Origin of the sequence: Streptomyces sp. 4N509B (assembly GCF_052245655.1) — a bacterium.
In the GTDB taxonomy this organism is placed as follows: domain Bacteria; phylum Actinomycetota; class Actinomycetes; order Streptomycetales; family Streptomycetaceae; genus Streptomyces.
The window spans coordinates 90,402-111,043 of the sequence record NZ_JBQQBZ010000007.1 but is presented as its reverse complement, the minus strand read 5'-3'; the positions used below and the strand labels follow the sequence as shown (position 1 = coordinate 111,043).

The window sequence follows — 20,642 nt, the reverse complement described above, 5'->3', positions numbered from 1 at the left end:
CGACCCGCTGCGGCGAGCGGTGCCCGCCCCGCTCGCACCCTACGCCTGCGCCGCCAACGCCTCCGCCAGCGCGTCGGCGGTCTGCTCGATCTGCCACTCGCGCGCCCCGAGCCGCCGGAGCACGGTGACGATCGCGTCCCGGCCGAGGTCGGCGGGCGGCTCCCAGCACAGCCGGCGCACCACGTCGGGGGCCAGCAGGTTCTCCTGGGGCAGCCGCAGACGCTCCGCGTGCGCCGTGACGGCGCCGCGCGCGGCGGTCAGCCGGGCCGCGGCCGCCGGGTCCCGGTCGGCCCAGGCCCGCGGGGGCGGCGGGCCCTCCGCCGGCATGCCCGGCTGTGGCAGCTCCGCCTCCGGCAGCTCCTTGGCCCGGTCGATCGCCGACTGCCACTGCTGGAGCTGGCGACGGCCCATCCGGTGCCCGAAGCCGTGGAGCCCGGCGAGGGTCCTGACGTCGGAGGGGAGCGCCTGGGCGGCGGCCACGATCGCGGCGTCGGAGAGGACCTTGCCCGGCGACAGGTCACGCCGCCGCGCCTGCTGGTCCCGCGCGGTCCACAGCTCGCGGACCACGGCGAGCTGGCGACGGCGGCGCACCTTGTGCAGGCCCGAGGTGCGCCGCCACGGGTCCTTGCGCGGCGGCGGCGGGGGAGCGGTGACGATGGCGGCGAACTCCTCGCGCGCCCACTCCAGCTTCCCCTGGCCCCGCAGCTCCTCCTCCAGGGCGTTCCGCAGGTCCACCAGCAGCTCCACGTCGAGCGCCGCGTACCGCAGCCAGGGCTCCGGGAGCGGCCGCGTGGACCAGTCCACCGCCGAGTGCCCCTTCTCCAGGCTGTAGCCGAGGACCGTCTCGACCATCACCCCGAGGCCCACCCGGGCGAAGCCGGCCAGCCTGCCGGCCAGCTCGGTGTCGAAGAGGCGGGTGGGCACCATGCCTATGTCCCGCAGACAGGGCAGGTCCTGGGTGGCGGCGTGCAGCACCCACTCGCTCGGGGCGAGGGCGCTGCCGAGCGCGGAGAGGTCGGGGCAGGCGGCCGGGTCCACCAGGGCGGTGCCCGCGCCCTGGCGGCGCAGCTGCACGAGGTACGCGCGCTGACCGTACCGGTATCCGGAGGCGCGCTCGGCGTCCACGGCGACGGGACCGCTGCCGTCGGCGAAGGCGGCCACGACCCGCTCGAGCGCCGCGGCGTCGGCCGTGACCGGCGGTACCCCCTCCCGGGGGCTCAACAGAGGGACGGGCGCGGGACCCGACGGCTCACGCGTGGCGGCTTCGTGGGCGGCTTCGGCGGTCTGTTGAGCGTCGGTCACCTGTCAAGAGTAACGTCAAGCGTAACTGTGTGCGCACGGCGCACAACGTGTCCCCGTGCCCCGGTGACGGGGCGCGGGGACACGGCGGCGAGGGGAACGGGGCGGGAGACGGTCCTGGGAGGGGCGTGGGCGGTGCGGACCGGCGGCGCGCCGCCGGTGGCGGTGGCGTCCGCGGCCGGCGTGACCTGGGCGGACTCGGACGGGTGGGTGACGGATGGGTGGGCGACGGATGGACGACGGGCGGGTGGGCGACGGATGGACGACGGGCGGGACGGGCTCCTCAGTGGATGATGCCGGTCCGCAGGGCGACGGCGACCATGCCGGCACGGTCTCCCGTGCCGAGCTTCCGGGCGATCCGCGCCAGGTGGCTCTTGACGGTGAGCGCGGAGAGCCCCATGGACACGCCGATGGCCTTGTTGGACTGGCCCTCCGCGACGAGCCGGAGGACCTCGACCTCCCGGCCGGACAGCTCGCGGTACCCGCCCTGGTGCCGGGGGGCGCCCGGCTGGCGGCGGTGCATCCGCGAGGCGGCGCCGATGTGCGCGGCGCCGTGCCGCACCGGCGGGCCGAGCGTGTTGCGCGTGCCGGTGACGACGTAGCACTTGACGCCCCCGGCCAGCGCCGTGCGGACGGCGCCGATGTCGTCGGCGGCCGAGAGGGCGAGCCCGTTGGGCCAGCCCGCCGCGCGGGTCTCGGACAGCAGGGCCAGTCCTGACCCGTCGGGAAGGTGAACGTCGGCGACACAGATGTCGCGTGGGTGGGCGACTCGGGGGCGGGCCTCCGCGACGGACGACGCCTCGATCACGTCCCGAACCCCGAGAGCCCACAGATGGCGGGTCACGGTGGAGCGGACACGAGGGTCGGCCACGACGACCATGGCGGTCGGCTTGGTGGGGCGGTAGGCGACCAGGCTTGTGGGGTGCTCGAGTAGAACAGACACCAGGCCTCCTGACGATGGGCGAGGGAAGGGTCACTGACTCCTTCGGCAGGTCCACCCGGTGGCTTTAGAGAATGATCACTAACCGGTGACACCGCTTCACGTCATCGCCCGTCACCCTCACCCCGTCGTGGGACACCGGACGGCGCCACGGGGCCGTCACCGCCAGCGGTGTCCCCGGCGGCGCGGCAGCGAGGTCACGGGGCCCTCGCCCTCCGGCGGCAGCCCCGCGCACTGGGCGAGCAGGCCGCACCAGGCCAGCAGGTGCCCGCCCAGGGCGGTCGGGTCCACCGGCGTCCACGACGCCCGCAGCTCCAGCTCGTTCCTCGGCGGCCGGTCGGCCAGCCCGCCGAAGAACGTCGAGCCCGCCCGCGTCACCGTGCCGCTCGGCTCCACCCGCGCCAGCTCCCGCACGTCCAGCGCCTCGGTCAGCCAGGACCACGCCACCTCCGGCAGCAGCGGATCGGTGCCGAGCTCCGGGTCCAGGTCCGCCCTGACGAGCGTGACGACACGGAAGTCCCCCCGCCACGCCTCCTCGCCCGCGGGGTTGTGCAGCAGCACGAACCGGCCGTCGGCCAGCTCCTCCCCGTCCTCGACGATCGTCGCCTGGAGGGCGTGGGCGAACGGCGCCATCCGGCGCGGCGCGGGCATCGGCGCCAGCTCCACCTCCGGCCGAGGCGAGGCCGCGGCGAGTGCCGCCACGGCGCGGCGGAACGCCGGAGGCGCCGCCGACCCGGGCTCGTGCATGTCGTCGGGGTCCTCCGTGGGGTGAGGTCGAGACGGTGCCATGGCCGGTAACCCTAGGACGCCCCGGCGCCGTCGGCCCGCAGCCACACCCGTGGCGCGCGAGTCGCCCCCCGCGGCATGGGAGACTGCTTCGTGTGACAGTGACCGACTCACCCTTCCTCAGGGCCTGCCGCCGCGAGCCGGTGCCGCACACCCCGGTGTGGTTCATGCGTCAGGCCGGGCGTTCGCTTCCGGAGTACCGCAAGGTCCGCGAGGGCATAGCCATGCTCGACTCCTGCATGCGCCCCGACCTGGTCACCGAGATCACCCTCCAGCCGGTGCGCCGCCACGGCGTCGACGCCGCGATCCTCTTCAGCGACATCGTGGTCCCGCTGAAGGCCGTGGGCGTCGAGCTCGACATCAAGCCCGGCGTCGGCCCCGTCGTCGACCAGCCGATCCGCAGCCGCGCCGACCTCAACCGGCTGCGCCCCCTCGAACCCGACGACGTCCCGTACGTCACCGAGGCCGTGGGGATGCTCACCGCGGAACTCGGCGCCACCCCGCTCATCGGCTTCGCGGGCGCGCCCTTCACCCTCGCGAGCTACCTCGTGGAGGGCGGCCCCTCGCGCCACCACGAGCACACCAAGGCCATGATGTACGGCGACCCCGAGCTCTGGGCCGAGCTGCTGGACCGCCTCGCCGACATCACCGCCGCCTTCCTCACGGTCCAGATCGAGGCCGGCGCCCGGGCCGTGCAGCTCTTCGACTCCTGGGTCGGCGCGCTCTCCCCGGCCGACTACCGCCGGGCCGTCCTGCCCGCCTCCGCGAAGGTCCTGGCCGCCGTCGCCCACCACGGCGTGCCCCGCATCCACTTCGGCGTGGGCACCGGCGAGCTGCTGGGAGCCCTCGGCGAGGCGGGCGCCGACGTCGTCGGCGTGGACTGGCGGGTGCCCCTGGACGAGGCGGCCCGCCGCGTCGGACCGGGCCGCGCCCTCCAGGGCAACCTCGACCCCGCCGTGCTGTTCGCGCCGCGCCGGGCCGTCGAGGAGCAGGCCAACCGGGTGCTCCAGGCAGCCGCCGGCCTGGAGGGACACGTGTTCAACCTCGGCCACGGCGTGCTCCCCGACACCGACCCCGACGCCCTCACCCGCCTCGTGGCGTACGTGCACGAGCGCACCGCGCGCTGAGGCCCGCGGCCGCGAGACGCATCCTGGGGAAGTGGGGAGAGCAGAGCCATGCATGTGATCGTCGTCGGCGGCGGTGTCGCCGGCCTGGCCGCCGCCCACCGGCTGCTCACCGCCGGCGCCCGCGTCACCGTGCTGGAGGCGGCGGGCCGCTTCGGCGGGAAGCTGTGCTCCGGGCAGGTCGCGGGCGTGACGGTGGACCTGGGCGCGGAGTCGATGCTCGCCCGCCGCCCGGAGGGCGTGGACCTCGCGCACGCCGTCGGGCTCGGTGACGCGGTGCGCTCGCCCGCGATCGGCGGTGCCGCGATCTTCAGCCAGGGCGCGCTGCGCCCGATGCCGGCCGAGCACGTCATGGGGGTGCCGGGCACGCCCGCCGCGCTGACGGGGGTGCTCTCCGACGCCGGCCTGGCCCGCGTCGCGCGCGACGCCGAACTGCCGCCGCTGCGGCTGGCCACCGCCGTCGGCGAGGACGTCGCCGTCGGCCAGCTGGTCGCCGAGCGGATGGGCGCCGAGGTCGTCGACCGGCTGGTGGAGCCGCTGCTCGGCGGCGTCTACGCGGGTGACGCGTACCGCATCTCGCTGCGCTCCGCCGTGCCTCGCCTCTTCGAGGCCACGCGCGAGCACGACTCGCTGCTCGGGGCCGTCCGCGCCGTGCTGCGGCAGCCCGCCGCCGTCGGAAAGCCGGGGGACCCGGTCTTCGCCGGCCTGGAGGGCGGGCTCGGCACGCTGCCGGACGCGGTCGTCGCCGCCTGCCGCGCGGCCGGCGGCGAGCTGCTCGGCGGCGTCGCCGTCACGGGCCTGCGGCGCACCGCCCGTGGCTGGGCGGTGGCCCTGGCCGACGGCCACTCGCTGGCCGCCGACGGCGTGGTGCTCGCCACGCCCGCCTCCGTCGCGGCCCGGCTGCTGGCCGCCGAGGCGCCCGCGGCGGCGGGGGAGCTCGGCTCGGTCGAGTACGCGTCGATGGCGATCGTGACGATGGCCTTCCGGCGAGGGGACCTGGCGCGGCTGCCGCGCGGCAGCGGCTTCCTGGTGCCGGCCGCCGACGGCCGCGTCATCAAGGGCGCCACCTTCACCAGCGCCAAGTGGGACTGGGCGGCGGCGGCCGACCCCTCGCTGTTCGTGCTGCGCGTCTCGATCGGCCGCCACGGCTCGGCCGCGCCACTGGACTGGGACGACGCCGACCTGGTGCGGGCCGCCCTCACGGACCTGTCGGACGCCGCGGGCGTCGTCGCGGGCCCGGTCGACGCGCTCGTCACCCGCTGGCGGGACGGCCTGCCGCAGTACCTGGTCGGCCACGACGCCCGCGTCGGCCGCATCCGCGGATACCTCTCCGCCCTGCCGGGGCTGCGGCTGGCCGGCGCCGCCTACGACGGGGTCGGCGTCCCGGCCTGCGTCGCCAGCGGCCAGCGGGCCGCCCGCGAGCTGCTGGCGACGCTGCGTCCCGGCCCCCTCGCCGACGTCCCGGAGCCGGTGGCGGAGTAGGCGGGGCGGCGAGGGAGAATGGCGCCATGACGGACCGCACCACGAACGCCGGCAAGCGCGCCAGGGATCTCAACGACACCATCCGCTACACCCTCTGGTCGGTCTTCCGGCTGCGGGAGCCGCTGCCGCAGGAGCGTGGCGGGTACGCCGAGGAGGTGGACGAGCTCTTCGAGCAGCTCGCCGAGAAGGACGTCACCGTGCGGGGGACCTACGACGTCTCCGGGCTGCGGGCCGACGCCGACGTGATGGTCTGGTGGCACGCGCCGACGGCCGACGCGCTCCAGGAGGCGTACAACCTCCTCCGCAGGACGCTCCTCGGCCGTGCCCTGGAGCCGGTGTGGTCGAACATGGCGCTGCACCGCCCCGCCGAGTTCAACAAGTCGCACATCCCCGCGTTCCTCGCCGACGAGACCCCCCGTGCCTACGTCAGCGTCTACCCCTTCGTCCGCTCCTACGACTGGTACCTGCTGCCGGACGAGGACCGTCGGCGGATGCTGGCCGACCACGGCAGGATGGCCCGCGGGTACCCCGACGTGCGGGCGAACACCGTGGCCTCCTTCTCCCTCGGTGACTACGAGTGGATCCTCGCCTTCGAGGCGGACGAGCTCCACCGCATCGTGGACCTGATGCGCCACCTGCGTGCCTCGGAGGCCCGGCGCCACGTCCGCGAGGAGGTCCCGTTCTTCACCGGCCGGCGCAAGCCGCTCGCGGAGCTCGTGGCGGGCCTCGCCTGAGACGCCCGCGGGACGATTTCACGGCCCGGGCGTCGGGTCAGCCGTCGCCGTCCCGGGCGGCGCCGTCGGTGAGCGTGGCGCCCTCGCGGGCCAGCGCCGTGAGGCGGGAGAGGGCGCGGTGGTACTTCGCGCGGTAGCCGCCGCGCAGCATCGCCTCGGGGAAGAGCGACTCCAGCCCCGCGCCCGAGGTCAGCACCGGGACCTGCCGGTCGTAGAGCCGGTCGGCCAGCACCACCAGCCGCAGCGCCGTGGCCTGGTCGGGCACCGGGGCCACGCCGGTCAGGCACACGGCGCGCACGCCGTCGCAGAGCGCGCCGTACCGGCTCGGGTGGATCGTCGACAGGTGGGCGAGGAGCGCGGGGAAGGCGTCCAGGCTCGCGCCCGGCAGGGTGTGGGCCCACCGCGTCACCTCGGGCTCGGTCAGTGGGGGCGGCGGGGTGGGGAGGCCGCGGTGGCGGTAGTCCTCTCCCTCGACGCGGACGGTCGTGAAGTGGGCGGCCAGGCCCTGTATCTCCCGGAGGAAGTCGGCGGCGGCGAAGCGTCCCTCGCCGAGCCGGCCCGGCAGGGTGTTGGAGGTGGCCGCCAGGGCCACGCCCTCGCCCACCAGGCGGTCGAGCAGCGAGGAGACCAGCACCGTGTCGCCCGGGTCGTCGAGCTCGAACTCGTCCACGCACAGCAGCCGGTGCCCCGCCAGCGCGCGGACGCTGCCGGCGAAGCCCAGCGCCCCGACGAGGTGGGTGAGCTCGACGAAGGTGCAGAACGCCTTGGCCGCCGGCGCGGCCGGGGCCGCGTGCCACAGCGAGGCCAGCAGGTGCGTCTTGCCGACGCCGAAGCCGCCGTCGAGATAGAGCCCGCGTGACTCGGCGGGGGCGGCCGGCGCGGGGCGTGCCGCGCGGGGGCGGGGGAGGGGCCAGCGCACACCGCGGCGGTGCGCGGTGGCGGAGGAGCCGGGACCGGATGCGAGGCCGGCGGCGAACGCCTCCAGCGTCGTCACGGCCTGCCGCTGCGTGGGCTGCGCCGGGTCGGGAACGTACCCCTCGAAGCGGGCCGTGGCGAACCGCGGCGGCGGCACCAGCCCGGCGACCAGCTCCTCGGCGGGCACCCGCGGCGCGCGGTCCACCAGGGCGAGGGGCGGGGTGGGCGGCGGTGGTACGAGCCGGTCGGCGGTGGGCGGGGGGACGGGGGAGGCGGGGGACACGTTGTCCCACTGTAGGACAAGACGGATACGCGACGGGCGGGTGTGCCACACTGCGCCCCATGCGCCGCCTGTTCCCCCCGCCCACTCCCACCAGCCCCACCGGCACCAGCGCGCCGGGCGTCGCCGAGGACCGGCCCTGGACACGCGAGGAGCTGGCGGACGCCTACGCCTACCCGGAGCGACCGCCGTCCGACGGAGCCTGGCTCCGGGCCAACATGGTGACCTCGCTGGACGGCGCCGCCCACCACGGCGGCCTCTCCGAGCGGCTCTCGGGCCCCGCCGACAAGCGCGTCTTCGGGGTGTTGCGGGCGCTGTCCGACGTCGTGGTCGTGGGCGCGGAGACGGTGCGGCGGGAGGGGTACCGCCCGGCCCGCGTCCGCACGGAGTTCGCCGCGCGTCGGGCCGCCGCCGGCCAGGGGCCGACCCCGGCGATCGCCGTGGTGAGCGCGAGCCTGGCGCTGGACCTCACGCTCCCCCTCTTCGCCGAGCCGGCCGTCCCCACCCTCGTCCTGACCGGTGCCGGCGCGCCGCGCGACGCCGTGGCGGCGGTCCGCGCCGCCGGCGTGGAGGTGCTGGTGGCCGGCGACGGCGCCGGGGTGGACCCGCGGCGCGTCAAGCCCGTGCTGGCCGAGCGCGGCCACACGCGGCTGCTGTGCGAGGGCGGCCCGCGGCTGCTGGGGCAGCTGGTAGCGGCCGGGGCGTTGGACGAGCTGTGCCTGACGACGGCCCCCAAGCTGGCCCTCGGCTCGGCTCCCCGGGTGGCGTACGGCGAGGAGCTCCCGCTGCCGTCGGAGCTGGTCCTCACCGATCTGCTGACCGAATCCGGATATGTGTTCAGCAGGTATCGAAGAGTCTGAAAATCGGCGGAATGCTACGTTCCGCTTATGCTGTTGAGGGCAGACTATGCGCGCAATGCCCCGTGTCGTCGCGGGGAGGATGGCTACTGCCGGGTCCTGTGCCGGGTGATCGCCGGGGCGGACGCGACCCGGCCCGCACCCGGAGGGCGTTTGCTGTGATCACGACAGTTCTCATGATCGAGAAACCCCTGGTGCCCACGGACCTCGAACTCGTCACCACCCTGCACGACGGGGAGCAGCAGTCCTTCGTGGTGCTGATGCAGCCCCGCGGCGACCAGGACCGGCTGCTGCGGGCACTGGACGACGTCGCGCTCGGAGAGTTCGGCGACGCCGTGCGCGAGGCCGACGAGCCGGAGGGCGAGCACGCCAGGGAACCCGCGCAACGCGCCCTCGACCACTCCGTCCACGCGCTGCGCGCGGCCGGGGCCGAGGCCGTCGGCCGGCTCGTGGAGGACCGGCCGCTCGACCACCTCTCGGCCGTGGTGGAGGAGACCGGCGCCGACGAGGTCATCGTCCTGACCGCGCCGCACTACGTCGAGGAGCTCTTCCACCGCGACTGGGCCTCCCGCGCCCGCCACCGGGTCGGCGTCCCCGTGCTCCGGCTCTTCGCCCACGCCGAGTGAGGCGGTCCGCGGCCGGGGGCGGGATGCGACAATCGTCCGCGAGACGGCGTGCGAGCGCGCCCCGCCCACCAAGCCACCTGCCAAGGAGAGCTCGATGACACCGGCGGTCCCGGCCACCCTGGAACGGCCCCACTTCATCGGCATCGGCGGCGCGGGGATGTCGGGCATCGCCAAGATCCTCACCCTGCGGGGCGCCCGCGTGGCCGGCAGCGACGCGCGGGAGTCGGAGACCACCGCGGCGCTGCGCGCCCTCGGCGCCACCGTCCGCGTCGGCCACGACGCCGCCCACCTCGACGAGCGCGCCAGCTGCGTGGTCGTCTCCAGCGCCATCCGCGACGGCAACCCCGAGCTCGTCGCCGCCCGTGGGCGCGGCATCCCCGTGCTGCACCGGTCCGAGGCGCTGGCCGCGCTCATGGCCGACCGCCGCGCGATCGCCGTCGCCGGCACCCACGGCAAGACCACGACGACCTCCATGCTCGCCGTCGCGCTGCGCACCCTCGGCCTGCGCCCGTCGTACGCCATCGGCGGCGACCTCGACACCCCCGCGTCCAACGCCGAGCACGGCGAGGGCGAGCTGTTCGTCGCCGAGGCGGACGAGAGCGACCGCAGCTTCCACCGGTACGCGCCCGAGGTCGCCATCGTCCTGAACGTCGAGCTCGACCACCACGCCACGTACGCCTCCATGGACGAACTCCACGCGTCGTTCGAGACCTTCGCCGAACGGATCCAGCCCGGCGGCACCCTGGTGGTCAACGCCGACCAGGAGGGAGCCCGCAAGCTGACGGCCCGGCTGCTCGGCCGGGAGGACCTGCGCCTGGTGACCTACGGCGAGGCCGACGACGCCGACGTCCGCGTCCTGGCTGTCACGCCCACCGGCACCGGCCTGAGCAGCGAGGTCACCGTCGAGCTCGACGGCCGTCGGCTCACCGTCCCCGTCTCCGTCCCCGGCCGGCACTACGCGCACAACGCCGTGGCCGCCCTCGCGGCCGGCGTCGCCGCCGGCGTCGACGCCACCGAGCTGGCCCGCGCCCTCGCGAGCTACACGGGCGTCCGCCGCCGCCTCCAGCCGAAGGGCGAGGCGGGCGGCGTCCGCGTCATCGACACCTACGCCCACCACCCCACCGAGATGGCCGCCGACCTCGCCGCCCTGCGCGCGGCCGCGTCGGACGGCGGGCGGATCCTCGTCGTCTTCCAGCCGCACCTCTTCAGCCGCACCCGGGAGCTCGGCGCCGAGATGGGCCGTGCGCTGACCGCCGCCGACGCCTCCGTGATCCTCGACGTCTACCCGGCACGCGAGGACCCGATCCCCGGCGTCACCAGCAGGATCGTCGCCGACGCCGTCCAGGGGCCCGGCACCGGGGCCCACACCGGGCTCGACCGGGACGCCGCCGTCCGGCTCGTCGCGGGAATGGCCCGCCCCGGCGACCTCGTTCTCACCATGGGCGCGGGCGACGTGACCGACCTCGGTCCCGAGATCCTCGCCCACCTGGCGGCGCCCTCGTCCCCACCGGCACAAGGAGGCTGACATGACGTACAAGGTCGAGAAGTCCGACGAGGAGTGGCGCGCGCAGCTCAGCCCCGAGGAGTACCACGTGCTGCGCGAGGCCGGCACCGAGCGGGCCTTCACCGGCGAGTACACCGACACCAAGACCGTCGGCGTCTACGCCTGCCGTGCCTGCGGCGCCGAGCTGTTCCGCTCCGAGACCAAGTTCGAGTCGCACTGCGGCTGGCCCTCGTTCTACGACCCGGCCGCCACCGACGCGGTCGAGACCCGCCCCGACCACTCGCTGCCGGGCCGCCCGCGCACCGAGGTGCTCTGCGCCACCTGCGGCTCCCACCTGGGGCACGTCTTCGAGGGCGAGGGGTACGGCACGCCCACGGACCTGCGGTACTGCATCAACTCGGTGAGCCTGCGCCTGACCCCGGCCGAGTGACCACCACCCGGCGGTCCGTCCCGGCGGGCGGGCCGCCGGGGCGGGCACACGCGAAAACCGGTGGCCGCCGGTGGCCCGGCAAAGCCAGCATGACGGCATGACGAGCACCCTGCCGGCCGTCCTGCCGGCCTTCCTCGGCGCCTGTCTGCTGATCGCGGCCTCTCCGGGGCCGAGCACGGTCCTGATCATCCGCAACTCCCTGCGGAGCCGGCGCGCCGGTCTCTGGACGGTGCTGGGCAACGAGTCGGGCGTCTTCCTGTGGGGCCTGGCCGCCGCGTTCGGCCTCACCACGCTGCTCCAGGCGTCCCAGCTGGCCTACGACGTGATGCGCCTCCTCGGGGTCGTCGTGCTCGTCGGCTTCGGCGTCCAGACGCTGCGCGCCGCCCGGAGGGCGGGCGCCGAGGGCCTGGTGGCGGCCGACGCCGGCACCGCCGTCGGCTCCCCGGGCGGCTCGGCCTGGCGCTCCTACCGCGCCGGCCTGCTGCTGAACCTCGCCAACCCCAAGGCCGGCCTGTTCGCCATGGCCTTCCTGCCGCAGTTCGTGCCCGCCGACGCGCCGCACCTGGCGACGATGGTGGCGCTGGCGGCCGTCTGGGCGGTCTTCGAGGTCGGGTACTACGCGACGTACGTCTGGGGCGTCGGCCGGCTGCGCGTGTGGCTCTCGCGTCCGCTGGTGCGCCGCCGTCTTGAGCAGGTCTCCGGCGGTGTCCTCATCGCGCTCGGTCTTCAGCTGGCGGTGTCGGACGCCCGGCTCTGACCGTCCTCCCGCCCCGTCGTCCCGCCTCGTGCTCGTTCGCCGACCCGGCCTCGTCCCCCGTCCCCTCCCTGTCGCCTGGCTCCGCCACGAGCACCGCCGCCGACAGCGGCGGCAGCCGCAGCCATCCCGAGCCGTCCGGCTCCGGACAGCGGTGGGTCGCGGCCAGCAGCCGGAGGCGGCCGGGCGGCAGCGGGACCCGCGCCGCACGGTCCTCGGCCAGGCAGACCGCCACCACCAGCGGACCCGGACACACCACCAGCCACCCCTCCGCCCCGTCGTGGCGGACCGAGACCTCCGACAGCCGCAGGTCCTCGGGCAGACGGTCACGGCGGATCGCCAGCAGCCGCCGGTGCCAGCCCAGCAGCCACGGCTCGGGCCCCTCGTCCGGCCACACCAGGCAGGAACGGTCGCGGGTCGCCGGGTCCTGCGGGTCGGGAACGTCCTCGGCCGGCCAGCCGTGGGAGGCGAACTCGCGCCGCCGGCCCTCGGTCACCGCGGCGGCGAGCGCCGGGTCCCGGTGGTCGGTGAAGTACAGCCAGGGCGAGGTGGCGCCCCACTCCTCACCCATGAACAGCATCGGCGTGAACGGCCCGCACAGCACGATCGCCGCCGCGATCGCCGCCCGCTCGGGCCCCGCCAGCGCCGCGAGCCGCTCGCCGCGCGCCCGGTTGCCGACCTGGTCGTGGGTCTGGGCGTAGCCCACGAAGCGGTGGGCGGGCGTGGCCGCCCGGTCCACCGGCCGGCCGTGCGGCCGGCCACGGAAGCTGGAGAACCCGCCGTCGTGGAAGAACGCCCCGGTCAGCGTCCGGGCGAGCGCGTCCAGCGGCGCACGCGCGAAGTCGGCGTAGTAGCCCTGGGACTCCCCGGTCAGCGCGGTGTGCAGCGCGTGGTGGACGTCGTCGTTCCACTGGGCGGAAAGGCCCCGCCCGCCCGCGCCGCGCGGCGTCGTGGTCGCCGGGTCGTTCTCGTCCGACTCGGCGACCAGGAAGAGCGGACGGCCCAACGTGGCCGCCAGCGCGTCCACGGCCGCCGACAGCTCGGCCAGGACGTGCGTGGGCGAGTCGTCGGCGAGTTGGTGCACGGCGTCCAGCCGCAGCCCGTCCAGCCGGAAGTCGCGCAGCAACGACAGCGCGCTGTCGACGAGGTAGGCGCGCACCTCGGCGGAGCCGGGGCCGTCGAGGTTGACCGCCGCGCCCCACGGGGTGTGGTGCCGGTCGGTGAAGTACGGGCCGAAGGCCGGCAGGTGGTTGCCCGAGGGCCCCAGGTGGTTGTGGACCACGTCGAGGACCACCCCGAGGCCGTGGCCGTGCGCCGCGTCGACCAGCCGCTGTAGGCCCTCGGGACCGCCGTAGGGCTCGTGCACCGCCCACGGCGCGACCCCGTCGTAGCCCCAGCCGTGCCGGCCGGGGAAGGGGCTGACCGGCATCAGTTGGAGGTGGGTGACGCCCAGGCGCGCCAGGTGGGGGAGGCGCGCGACGGCCGCCTCGAAGGTGCCCTCGGGGGTGAAGGTGCCGACGTGCAGCTCGTACAGGACCGCGCCCGGCAGGCCGCGGCCCCGCCACGAGTGACGCCAGCGGTACGCCGCCGGGTCGTACAGCGCGCTCAGCCCCTCCGGGCCGTCCGGCAGGCGCCGACCGCGCGGGTCGGGCAGCACGGGCCCGTCGTCGAGCGCGAAGCCGTACCGCGCGCCCGGCGCGGCGCGGGCCGTCACCGCCCACCAGCCGTCCCGGCCGGCCACGGGCGCCATCGCCCGCGACCGGCCGGACAGGTGGAGCGTCACCTGGCGGGCGCGCGGTGCCCACACCCGGAAGACCTCGGATGCCGCGGATTCCTCGGAGTCCATGGGCACCATCCTTCCCGCCGCGCCCGCCACCGCGCGTCAGGGTGCGGTCATGCAGAACCGGTGCTGCACCACCGGGTAACCCGCTCGGGCGAACGCCGCGGCCATGGGCGCGTTGCCCACGTCCGTGGAGGCGACGACCCGGTCGGCGCCCGTCGCCACCAGGTCGTGGGTGCAGGCCGCCAGCAGGTCGTAGCCGTAGCCGTGGCCGCGCTGCTCGGGGACGACCCCGATGAACCCGATGATCGGCGCGTGCTGGTTCCGGGCCGGGACGTGGAGGCCGACCAGTTCGCCCTCCGGGGTGTACGCCAGGCGCAGCCACGCACGGGGCGAGGCGCACCAGGCGAAGAACTCCATCTCCTCCCTGGCGGCCTGTTCGACGCCGCCCTCGGCGACGGCACGCTGGGCGTGCTGGTCGAGGGTCTGGCTGTGCACCCGGCGCAGCACGTCCAGGACGACGTCGTCGTCCGGCTCGGGGCGGAAGACGAGGCGGTCGGGGAGCTGCGGCAGCCCGCGGTCGGGCGTCCACAGGTAGCGGTACCGCTCGACCAGCGGGCGGTACCCGGCCGCCTCGGCGGCCGCGATGCGCGCCTCGGCCCCCGCGCGCGCCGCCGGCGCGTCGCGCCAGCCGGCCGGCAGGATCATCTCGTAGTCGGCGTGCAGCTTCTCGGGGAGGGCGCGCAGCAGGGCGCTGCCCGCCTCCGGGTCGGTGAAGTCGAACCAGTCGAGGGTGCGCGGCGCCGCGTCCTCGGGCGCGCCCCAGAACGCGGCGCGGGCGACGACCCGCCCGTCGCGCAGCGCGACCCAGGTCCACTCGGGTCGGTACTCGCCGCCGGCCGCGACCGTGTCGTAGCCGTTGTGGGGCGGGTCCAACAGGGCCCGGCCCACGACGCGGGCGCTCGGGTCGTCCAGGGAGGTGAACAGCTGGCGCGCCTCGCCCTCGGCGAGCGCGCGGATGACCAACTCGGTCATGAAGGGGAATCCTTACCGAAGAAGATCGCGCTCCTCCGGCCGGCCCCGCCGGTCAGTCCGGCGAACGCCCCTGGGAAGGACGGTGAAGGAACGCGCAGAACGTGTCGATGGATGACATGTCGACGCCTCCTCTCTCGTCCGGATTGGGCGTGCCGGCACCATAACCCACGGACTCTGGCGGGTAAAGACCGGAGATCTGGACAGGGTCCGCTCCGGTCGCGGACAATTCCCGCATGACATCGGTCGAGTACAGCTTCCCCTCCCCGCGCGTCTCGGACGCGGAACGGGAACACGCGCTCGGCCTGTTGCGGCGGGGCCTGGTGGAGGGAAGGGTCTCGCAGGAGACCTTCGTCCACAGGATGGAGCGGGTGTTGGCGGCACGGCAGGTGTCGGAGCTTCACCTCGTGCTCGTCGACCTGCCGTACGCGGAGGGCTCCCCTTCCCGCTCCAACTGGCTGACACAGGCCATCACCCGCGTCTCGGCGTTCAACGAGCGGCTGCGCCGGGCCTGGCAGGCCGAGCGGCTGCCGCAGCTGGTGCTGCCCTTCCCCGGCCCCACGCCGCTGGCCATCGGCCGCGCCACGGGATCCGGCCTGCGGCTGAACCACGCCAGCGTCTCGCGGCGTCACGCGGTGTTGCACGGCACGGGGACGGGCTGGCTGCTGAGGGACCTCGGCTCGGCCAACGGCACGTGGGTCAACGGCCGTCGCGTCGTGGAGTGCGTGCGGGTGCGGCCGGGAGACCATGTCAGCTTCGGGGCGATGACGTTCCGTCTCGCCTCGCCGAGCGAGGGGTAGCCGCCAGGGCCGCCAGGGCCGGCGGAGTGGGGGCGAGAGGACTTCGGAAGGGCCCGAGTCGACGGGACGGCCGGTGGCGGGCGTCCCGGACGGAGGGGAAGAGGGCCGGAGGAAGGGTCCCGGGACCGTGGCGTCCCGGGTGACCGGAAGCCGGCCTGCCGCCCAAGCGGGGGCTGGGAGGTGGGGCGGCAGGCCGGAGTTCCGGTCGTGTCGCGCGAGTCGGCCTCGGACGCTCAGGGCGTCATCGGCCGGCCCGGCGACACCTCACGCACGGCGCTGTCGTGGAGGGACGCAGCGCCTGCGGTGTTCCATGGCGGTCGTGTGGGGGGTCTCGGTACGGCGGCCGGGCTGACGCGGCGCGCCATGAGCGGCCGCGGAGGCGGCCGTGACCATCGGTCCGGCGGTGGCCGGGAGGCTGACCCACGCCGTCGGCGTGGCCGGCTCTCGCAGTCGCGCCCGGAGTCGATCCTGGTCTCTCATCGCGTTGCGTGTCCCTTCGCCGTGATGAGGGTGGGGGTACCAATGGGAGCGCTCCCACTGTTGGACCGTAGCGCCGCGCACCTCCTCCTGTAAAGACTCCTGACAGCCCCAACGTGAGTCTCTGCCCCGGCGAGGTCACGGCGAGCCGCCCCGGGCCCCGTTCCCCTCCCGTCCTCGGCCGCCGTCATCCGTCCTCAGCCGCGCTCAGGCACCCCGTCGAACGCCGTCGGAGACCAGGAGCGCGACCGGCCCCTCGGCGAAGAGATCCGCCAGCCCCACCTTGCCCGTCCGCGTCCTCCCGGTGAACGCGTCCCGCCAGGTGCCCCCCGGCAGCGGCAGGTGCGTGCCGTTCCAGCCACCCGAGGCCGCCAGGCGGCGCGACAGGCGCGTGACGGCGGCGATGACCCGCCCCGAGCGCCCGAACGCCAGGCAGTGACGCGCGGCGGGCCCCTCCGCGGCCAGCGGCTCGTAGCCGGCCCGCGCTCCGAACCACTCGGGGTGGCGTCGGCGCAGCCGCAGCGCCGTGGCCGTGACCCACAGCTTCTCCGTGTCCAGGTCGTACGGGGCCGGGCCCGCGCCCGCGGTCCTGGCCGTCTCGGCGTCCAGCGCGGCGAGCTGGGCGGCCGGCAGCTGGGGCGGCCGGCGGTTGTCGGGGTCCACCAGCGCGAGGTACTGCCGCTCGCTGCCGCGGTAGACGTCGGGGACGCCCGGCATGGTCAGGTGCAGCAGCGCGGCCCCCAGGGTGTTCGCCCGCGTCTGCGGGGCGAGTTCGCGGGCGAACTCGGCGAGGGTGTAGAGCGCGGGCCCGCAGGGGCCGGCGAGCACGAAGCGTTCGACCGCCGCCTCGTAGGCCGCGTCCGGCTCCGTCCAGCTCGTGTGCAGCCCGGCCTCGCGGGCGCTCTTCCGCATGGTCGCCAGCAGCCGCTCGGGCTCGGGGAAGCCCATCGCGAACGCGGTCTGCCAGGCCGTCCACGCCAGGTGGGGGTCGGGGGCGCGGACGCCGGCGCGGGCGGTCTGCTCGGTCGCCCGCGTCACCACCTCGGCCCAGCCGCGGGGGTGTTCCGTCAACGCCGCCAGGGCGGCCCGCACGTCCGCGCTGCGCTTGGTGTCGTGCGTGGTGAGGGCCGTTCCGGTCAGCGGCCAGTCGCGTTGGACCCGGGCACAGAAGGCGTGGAAGCCCGCCGGGTCCAGCGCGGGCGCGTCCGGGTCGCCGCCCACCTCGGCCGCGAACAGCAGCGGCGTGTACCGGTAACACGCGGTGTCCTCCACGGACTTGGCCCGCAGTGCCGCCGTGACCTGCGCGAACCGCACCCGGAGGTCCGTCAGCTCGGGACCCTCGCCGTAGCGGCCGAGCAGCAGTTCCCGCACGGTCTCGACGGCCGCCGCCTCCCGCTCCACCTCGAAGGTGCCGCGGGCGCCCTCGGCGGCGGCCGCCAGCAGCGCCGCGTCGACCGGGCCCGCCGCGCCGCCCTCGGGCACGTAGGTGCGGTACACCGGCAGCCGCACCATCGTCTCGACCAGGGCGGTGCGCAGCGCCCAGGGCGCGTGGTCGCGCAGCGCGAGCTCGGGGTCGGCGCGGCAGACCCGCTCGAGGGTGCGGACCAGACGCTCGCACTCGGCGGCCAGCTCGTGGCTGATCACCCGGTACGCGGCGCGCCGCACCGTCGCGGCCCACTCCCCGCCGTGGTCGGGCGGCGCGCCGGTGAACGCCCGGTAGGTCTCGGTCAGCTCGGCGCAGCCCTCGGGGTCGGGGAAGACGCCGTCGACGTGGCGCAGGGCGTCGTACCCGGTGGTGCCCGCCACGGGCCAGCCGGCGGGCAGCTGCTCGCCGGGGGCGAGGACCTTCTCCGCGACGACCCAGGCGCCGCGGCCGTGCTCCGCGAGCCGCCCCAGGTAACCGGCGGGGTCGGCCAGGCCGTCCGGATGGTCCACCCGCAGCCCGTCGACGACGCCCTCGGCCAGCAGCCGCAGCACGGTGGCGTGGCTGGCCTCGAAGACCTCCGGGTCCTCCACGCGCAGCCCGATCAGGCCGGAGACGGAGAAGAAGCGACGGTAGTTCAGCTCGGTGCGGGCGAGCCGCCACCATGCGAGGCGGTAGTGCTGGGCGGCCAGCAGCTCGGGCAGCGGCAGGTGGGCCGTGCCCTCGCGGAGCGGGAAGCGGTGTTCGCCGTAGTGCAGGACGCCGTCGGCGACGGTGAGGGAGGAGGCCGCGAGCTCCTCGCCCAGCGGCGCGGCGAGCACCGGCAGCAGCAGCCTGCCGCCGCCGGCCTCCCAGTCGACGTCGAACCAGCGGGCCCGGCGCGAGGCGGGGCCGTCGCGCAGCACCTCCCACAGCGGCCCGTTGAGCTCGGTGTCGGCGGGCAGCGCCATGTGGTTGGGCACGACGTCCACCACGAGCCCGAGGCCCCGGGAGCGCGCAGCGTCCGACAGGCGCCGCAGCCCGTCCTCGCCGCCGAGTTCCGCGCGGATCCTGGAGTGGTCGGTGACGTCGTAGCCGTGCGTCGACCCGGGTACGGCCTCCAGCACGGGCGAGAGGTGGAGATGGCTCACCCCCAGCGAGGCGGCGTAGGGCACGATCTCCTCGGCGGCGGCGAACGGGAAGTCCGGCTGCAGCTGCACCCGGTAGGTGGCGCTGGGCGCTCGGTGATCGGGCGTCATGCAGACCCTCTGCCCGGGGCGTCGTGCGGGCAAGCGCGGTGACCGGTGGCGCACCGGGCTGCGCTCCCGCGGCGGCCCGCAGTACGCTTCCTTGATCCATCACAGGGGGAGTGGAAGGCGGTGCAGGCGGTGAGCTCTTCGGGGCTGGAACTGCCCTCGGGGCCCTCGGGGAGCGGAAGTGAGGCCGCCCCGGCGACGGCCGGGGCGGTGCCCGTGCCGCGCCCGGTCGAGATCGGCGCTGACCTGGAGTGGACCGCCGAGGACTGGGCCGAGGTGCGCACCCGCGTGGAGCGGGCGGGTCGGGCGTACGTCTGGCTGAACCTCGTGGAGCAGCGGCTGCGCGCCGTGGTGGGGGCGGTGCTGCGGCCGGTGTACGAGCCGGTGCACGGCCCGGAGTGGGAGACGGCGGCCGCCGGCCCCACCGGGCAGGAGTGGGTGCAGCGGGCCGCCGCCCTTCGGGAGGTCAGCCGCCGCAAGGGGCATGTGCTCGATCCGGCCGACGACACGGTCCTCGCCTTTCTGACGCTTCCACAGCTTCGTGAACTCATGGTGCAGCACTGGCCGTGCTTCGCGCCGTATTTCGACAATCGTCGCGAGCTGGAGCTGACCCTCGACGAGCTGGAGGTCGCCCGCGCCGCGGTCAGCCGCAACCGCGGGCTGAGCCGCGCCGTGCTCGAACAGGCCGAACGGGGCTGCGCCCGGCTGCTGCGGCTGCTCGACGCGGGTCCCGGCGTGGCGGCGGCGCGGCTGCCGGCGGACGCGGTGGAACGGCTGGTCGGGGACCGCTTCACGGACGTGGTGGGCGTGCACCCCGACCGGGTCCGGCTGCAACGGCAGCTGCCGGCCGAGGAGCTGTTCGGCGGGGCCCGGCGGCTGGAGGCGGTCGGCATAGCCCTGGGCCTGCTCGTCCAGAACTACCCGGGACGGCGGCTGGCACGGCTGGCCGAGTCGGGCTGCCGGGTGCGGCTGCTCTTCCTCAACCCGGCCAGCGGCGCGACGCGGCGGCGGGAGCGGGAGCTGGGTCTGAAGCGCGGCGAGCTGGCCCGTTCGGTGGAGACGAACATCCTGCACGTGCGGCGCGTGCGCAGCCGGGTGCGGGACCCGGAGGCGTTCGAGATCCACGTCTTCGACGAGACCCCGCGCTTCTCGGCGTACTTCGTGGACGCCGACGGTCCCGACGGGGTCGCCGTGGTCCAGTCCTACCTCAGGCGCAGCAGGGGCGTGGAGGCGCCCGCGCTGGTGCTGCGGCGGACGGGACGGCAGATCGTGCGGCCCGAGGGGCCCGCGGCCGAGGGAGAGAGCCTCTTCGAGACGTACCGGGAGGAGTTCGAGTGGGCCTGGGAGCACTCGCGCCCCGTGTCGTGACCTGCCCGCCCTCCCGCCACGTCACCGTCCCAACCCACCGCGGGCGTTGCCCCCACGTCGCTCCCGCGTCTCCGCGAACGACACCCCTACGCTGACACCATGACCGCCCCGACGGCCCCGACCGGGCCCTCCCAGCCGGTTCCCCACGCCGCGCTGCTGCGCGGGGTGAACGTCGGGGGCCATCGCAGGGTGCCCATGGCGGAGCTGCGGGCCCTGCTGACCGGGCTCGGCCTGGGCGGGGTCCGCACCTACCTCCAGAGCGGGAACGTCGTCTTCACCGCCCCCGAGCGACCGGCCGACGAACGGGCGGCCGACCTGACGGCGGCGATGGCGGAACGCTTCGGCTTCGAGGTGGGCTGCCTGGTCCTCAGCCGCGCCCAACTGGCCGCGGCCGTGGCGCGCTGCCCCTTCCCGGCCGACGAGCTCGACCCCTCCCGTCTGATGGTCGTCTTCCTCGACGGGCCGCCCGGCGACCACCCGGTGGCGCGCGCCGACCCGGCGCGCTTCGCGCCGGACGAGTTCCGCGTCGGCGAGCGGGAGATCTTCGCCTACTACCCCCACGGCTCGGGCCGCAGCCGCCTCGGGCAGGCACTGGCGGCACCGGGCCGGGGTTTCACCGCCACCGCGCGGAACTGGCGCACGGTGACGCGGCTGCTGGAGCTCATGGCGCAGGAGTGAGCGGTGGGCCGGAACGGGCCGGGCGCGCCCGGCGGTGCCGGAGTTCTCTGCTCTCGGCGACTTCGCTGAGAGCGTCACGGCGGGACGCGGAGGCCGCGGGTGGGCCAGTCTTGACGGC

Annotated in this window: 18 protein-coding genes; 11 read left to right on the top strand and 7 right to left on the bottom strand. The window is 75.6% G+C overall.

What is annotated here, in order from left to right:
• Positions 1–39: 39 nt before the first annotated feature.
• The 3 genes from ACTWP5_RS10145 to ACTWP5_RS10135 form a co-directional block, all read right to left on the bottom strand.
• Complete coding sequence (locus tag ACTWP5_RS10145; protein ID WP_443220486.1) at positions 40–1,302, bottom strand: HRDC domain-containing protein; 1,263 nt, start codon at positions 1,300–1,302, stop codon at positions 40–42.
• Positions 1,303–1,582: 280 nt separating this feature from the next.
• The gene (locus ACTWP5_RS10140; protein WP_443220485.1) at positions 1,583–2,242 is read right to left on the bottom strand and encodes a LuxR C-terminal-related transcriptional regulator; all 660 of its coding nucleotides are present in this window, start codon (positions 2,240–2,242) and stop codon (positions 1,583–1,585) included.
• A gap of 156 nt (positions 2,243–2,398) precedes the next feature.
• Complete coding sequence (locus ACTWP5_RS10135) at positions 2,399–3,028, bottom strand: DUF3000 domain-containing protein (protein ID WP_443220484.1); 630 nt, start codon at positions 3,026–3,028, stop codon at positions 2,399–2,401.
• 92 nt (positions 3,029–3,120) lie between these two features.
• On the opposite strand from ACTWP5_RS10135, the gene hemE reads away from it, so the two are divergent.
• From hemE to hemQ, 3 genes are read left to right on the top strand one after another with little or no spacing between them, the layout of a single operon-like run.
• Complete coding sequence (gene hemE, locus ACTWP5_RS10130) at positions 3,121–4,152, top strand: uroporphyrinogen decarboxylase (RefSeq protein ID WP_443220483.1); 1,032 nt, start codon at positions 3,121–3,123, stop codon at positions 4,150–4,152.
• A 48-nt stretch (positions 4,153–4,200) separates the two neighbouring features.
• A complete protein-coding gene (hemG, locus tag ACTWP5_RS10125) occupies positions 4,201–5,631 on the top strand; it encodes a protoporphyrinogen oxidase (protein WP_443220482.1) in 1,431 nt (476 codons plus the stop codon).
• 26 nt (positions 5,632–5,657) lie between these two features.
• Positions 5,658–6,365, top strand: a complete 708-nt coding sequence (gene hemQ / locus ACTWP5_RS10120) for a hydrogen peroxide-dependent heme synthase (RefSeq protein ID WP_443220481.1) — start codon at positions 5,658–5,660, stop codon at positions 6,363–6,365.
• A 37-nt stretch (positions 6,366–6,402) separates the two neighbouring features.
• Here the strand turns inward: hemQ and zapE are convergent, their stop codons facing one another.
• Positions 6,403–7,563 carry a cell division protein ZapE gene (zapE, locus tag ACTWP5_RS10115; protein ID WP_443220480.1) on the bottom strand — a complete coding sequence of 387 codons (1,161 nt, stop codon included), beginning with the start codon at positions 7,561–7,563 and terminating at the stop codon, positions 6,403–6,405.
• 59 nt (positions 7,564–7,622) lie between these two features.
• On the opposite strand from zapE, the gene ACTWP5_RS10110 reads away from it, so the two are divergent.
• The 5 genes from ACTWP5_RS10110 to ACTWP5_RS10090 all read left to right on the top strand — a co-directional run bounded on the left by ACTWP5_RS10110 (position 7,623) and on the right by ACTWP5_RS10090 (position 11,734).
• A complete protein-coding gene (locus ACTWP5_RS10110; RefSeq protein ID WP_443220479.1) occupies positions 7,623–8,420 on the top strand; it encodes a pyrimidine reductase family protein in 798 nt (265 codons plus the stop codon).
• 155 nt (positions 8,421–8,575) lie between these two features.
• Entirely contained in the window at positions 8,576–9,043 is a 468-nt protein-coding gene (locus ACTWP5_RS10105; protein ID WP_443220478.1) for an indole-3-glycerol phosphate synthase, read from the top strand.
• A gap of 94 nt (positions 9,044–9,137) precedes the next feature.
• On the top strand, positions 9,138–10,568 hold the full coding sequence (gene murC / locus ACTWP5_RS10100; protein ID WP_443220477.1) for a UDP-N-acetylmuramate--L-alanine ligase: 1,431 nt from the start codon (positions 9,138–9,140) through the stop codon (positions 10,566–10,568).
• A gap of 1 nt (position 10,569) precedes the next feature.
• Positions 10,570–10,977: a peptide-methionine (R)-S-oxide reductase MsrB gene (gene msrB, locus ACTWP5_RS10095; RefSeq protein ID WP_443220476.1), complete on the top strand. Its 408-nt coding sequence runs from the start codon at positions 10,570–10,572 to the stop codon at positions 10,975–10,977.
• 109 nt (positions 10,978–11,086) lie between these two features.
• Positions 11,087–11,734, top strand: coding sequence for a LysE family translocator (locus ACTWP5_RS10090; protein WP_443220569.1), 648 nt, complete (start codon positions 11,087–11,089; stop codon positions 11,732–11,734).
• On the opposite strand, the gene treZ is transcribed toward ACTWP5_RS10090, so the two are convergent.
• On the bottom strand, positions 11,688–13,577 hold the full coding sequence (gene treZ / locus ACTWP5_RS10085) for a malto-oligosyltrehalose trehalohydrolase (protein ID WP_443220475.1): 1,890 nt from the start codon (positions 13,575–13,577) through the stop codon (positions 11,688–11,690). The two genes, ACTWP5_RS10090 and treZ, sit on opposite strands and share 47 nt — an antisense overlap.
• Before the next feature lie 36 nt (positions 13,578–13,613).
• Positions 13,614–14,546 carry a GNAT family N-acetyltransferase gene (locus tag ACTWP5_RS10080; RefSeq protein ID WP_443220474.1) on the bottom strand — a complete coding sequence of 311 codons (933 nt, stop codon included), beginning with the start codon at positions 14,544–14,546 and terminating at the stop codon, positions 13,614–13,616.
• Between the two features lie 233 nt (positions 14,547–14,779).
• Here ACTWP5_RS10080 and ACTWP5_RS10075 point away from each other — a divergent pair, with 233 nt between their 5' ends.
• Entirely contained in the window at positions 14,780–15,343 is a 564-nt protein-coding gene (locus ACTWP5_RS10075) for an FHA domain-containing protein (RefSeq protein ID WP_443220473.1), read from the top strand.
• 684 nt (positions 15,344–16,027) lie between these two features.
• Here ACTWP5_RS10075 and treY read toward each other — a convergent pair.
• Positions 16,028–18,481: a malto-oligosyltrehalose synthase gene (gene treY / locus ACTWP5_RS10070; RefSeq protein WP_443220472.1), complete on the bottom strand. Its 2,454-nt coding sequence runs from the start codon at positions 18,479–18,481 to the stop codon at positions 16,028–16,030.
• A gap of 129 nt (positions 18,482–18,610) precedes the next feature.
• Between treY and ACTWP5_RS10065 the strand changes: the two genes are divergently transcribed.
• Complete coding sequence (locus ACTWP5_RS10065; RefSeq protein WP_443220471.1) at positions 18,611–19,846, top strand: SAV2148 family HEPN domain-containing protein; 1,236 nt, start codon at positions 18,611–18,613, stop codon at positions 19,844–19,846.
• Between the two features lie 99 nt (positions 19,847–19,945).
• Positions 19,946–20,524: a DUF1697 domain-containing protein gene (locus tag ACTWP5_RS10060; protein ID WP_443220470.1), complete on the top strand. Its 579-nt coding sequence runs from the start codon at positions 19,946–19,948 to the stop codon at positions 20,522–20,524.
• Positions 20,525–20,642: the final 118 nt, after the last annotated feature.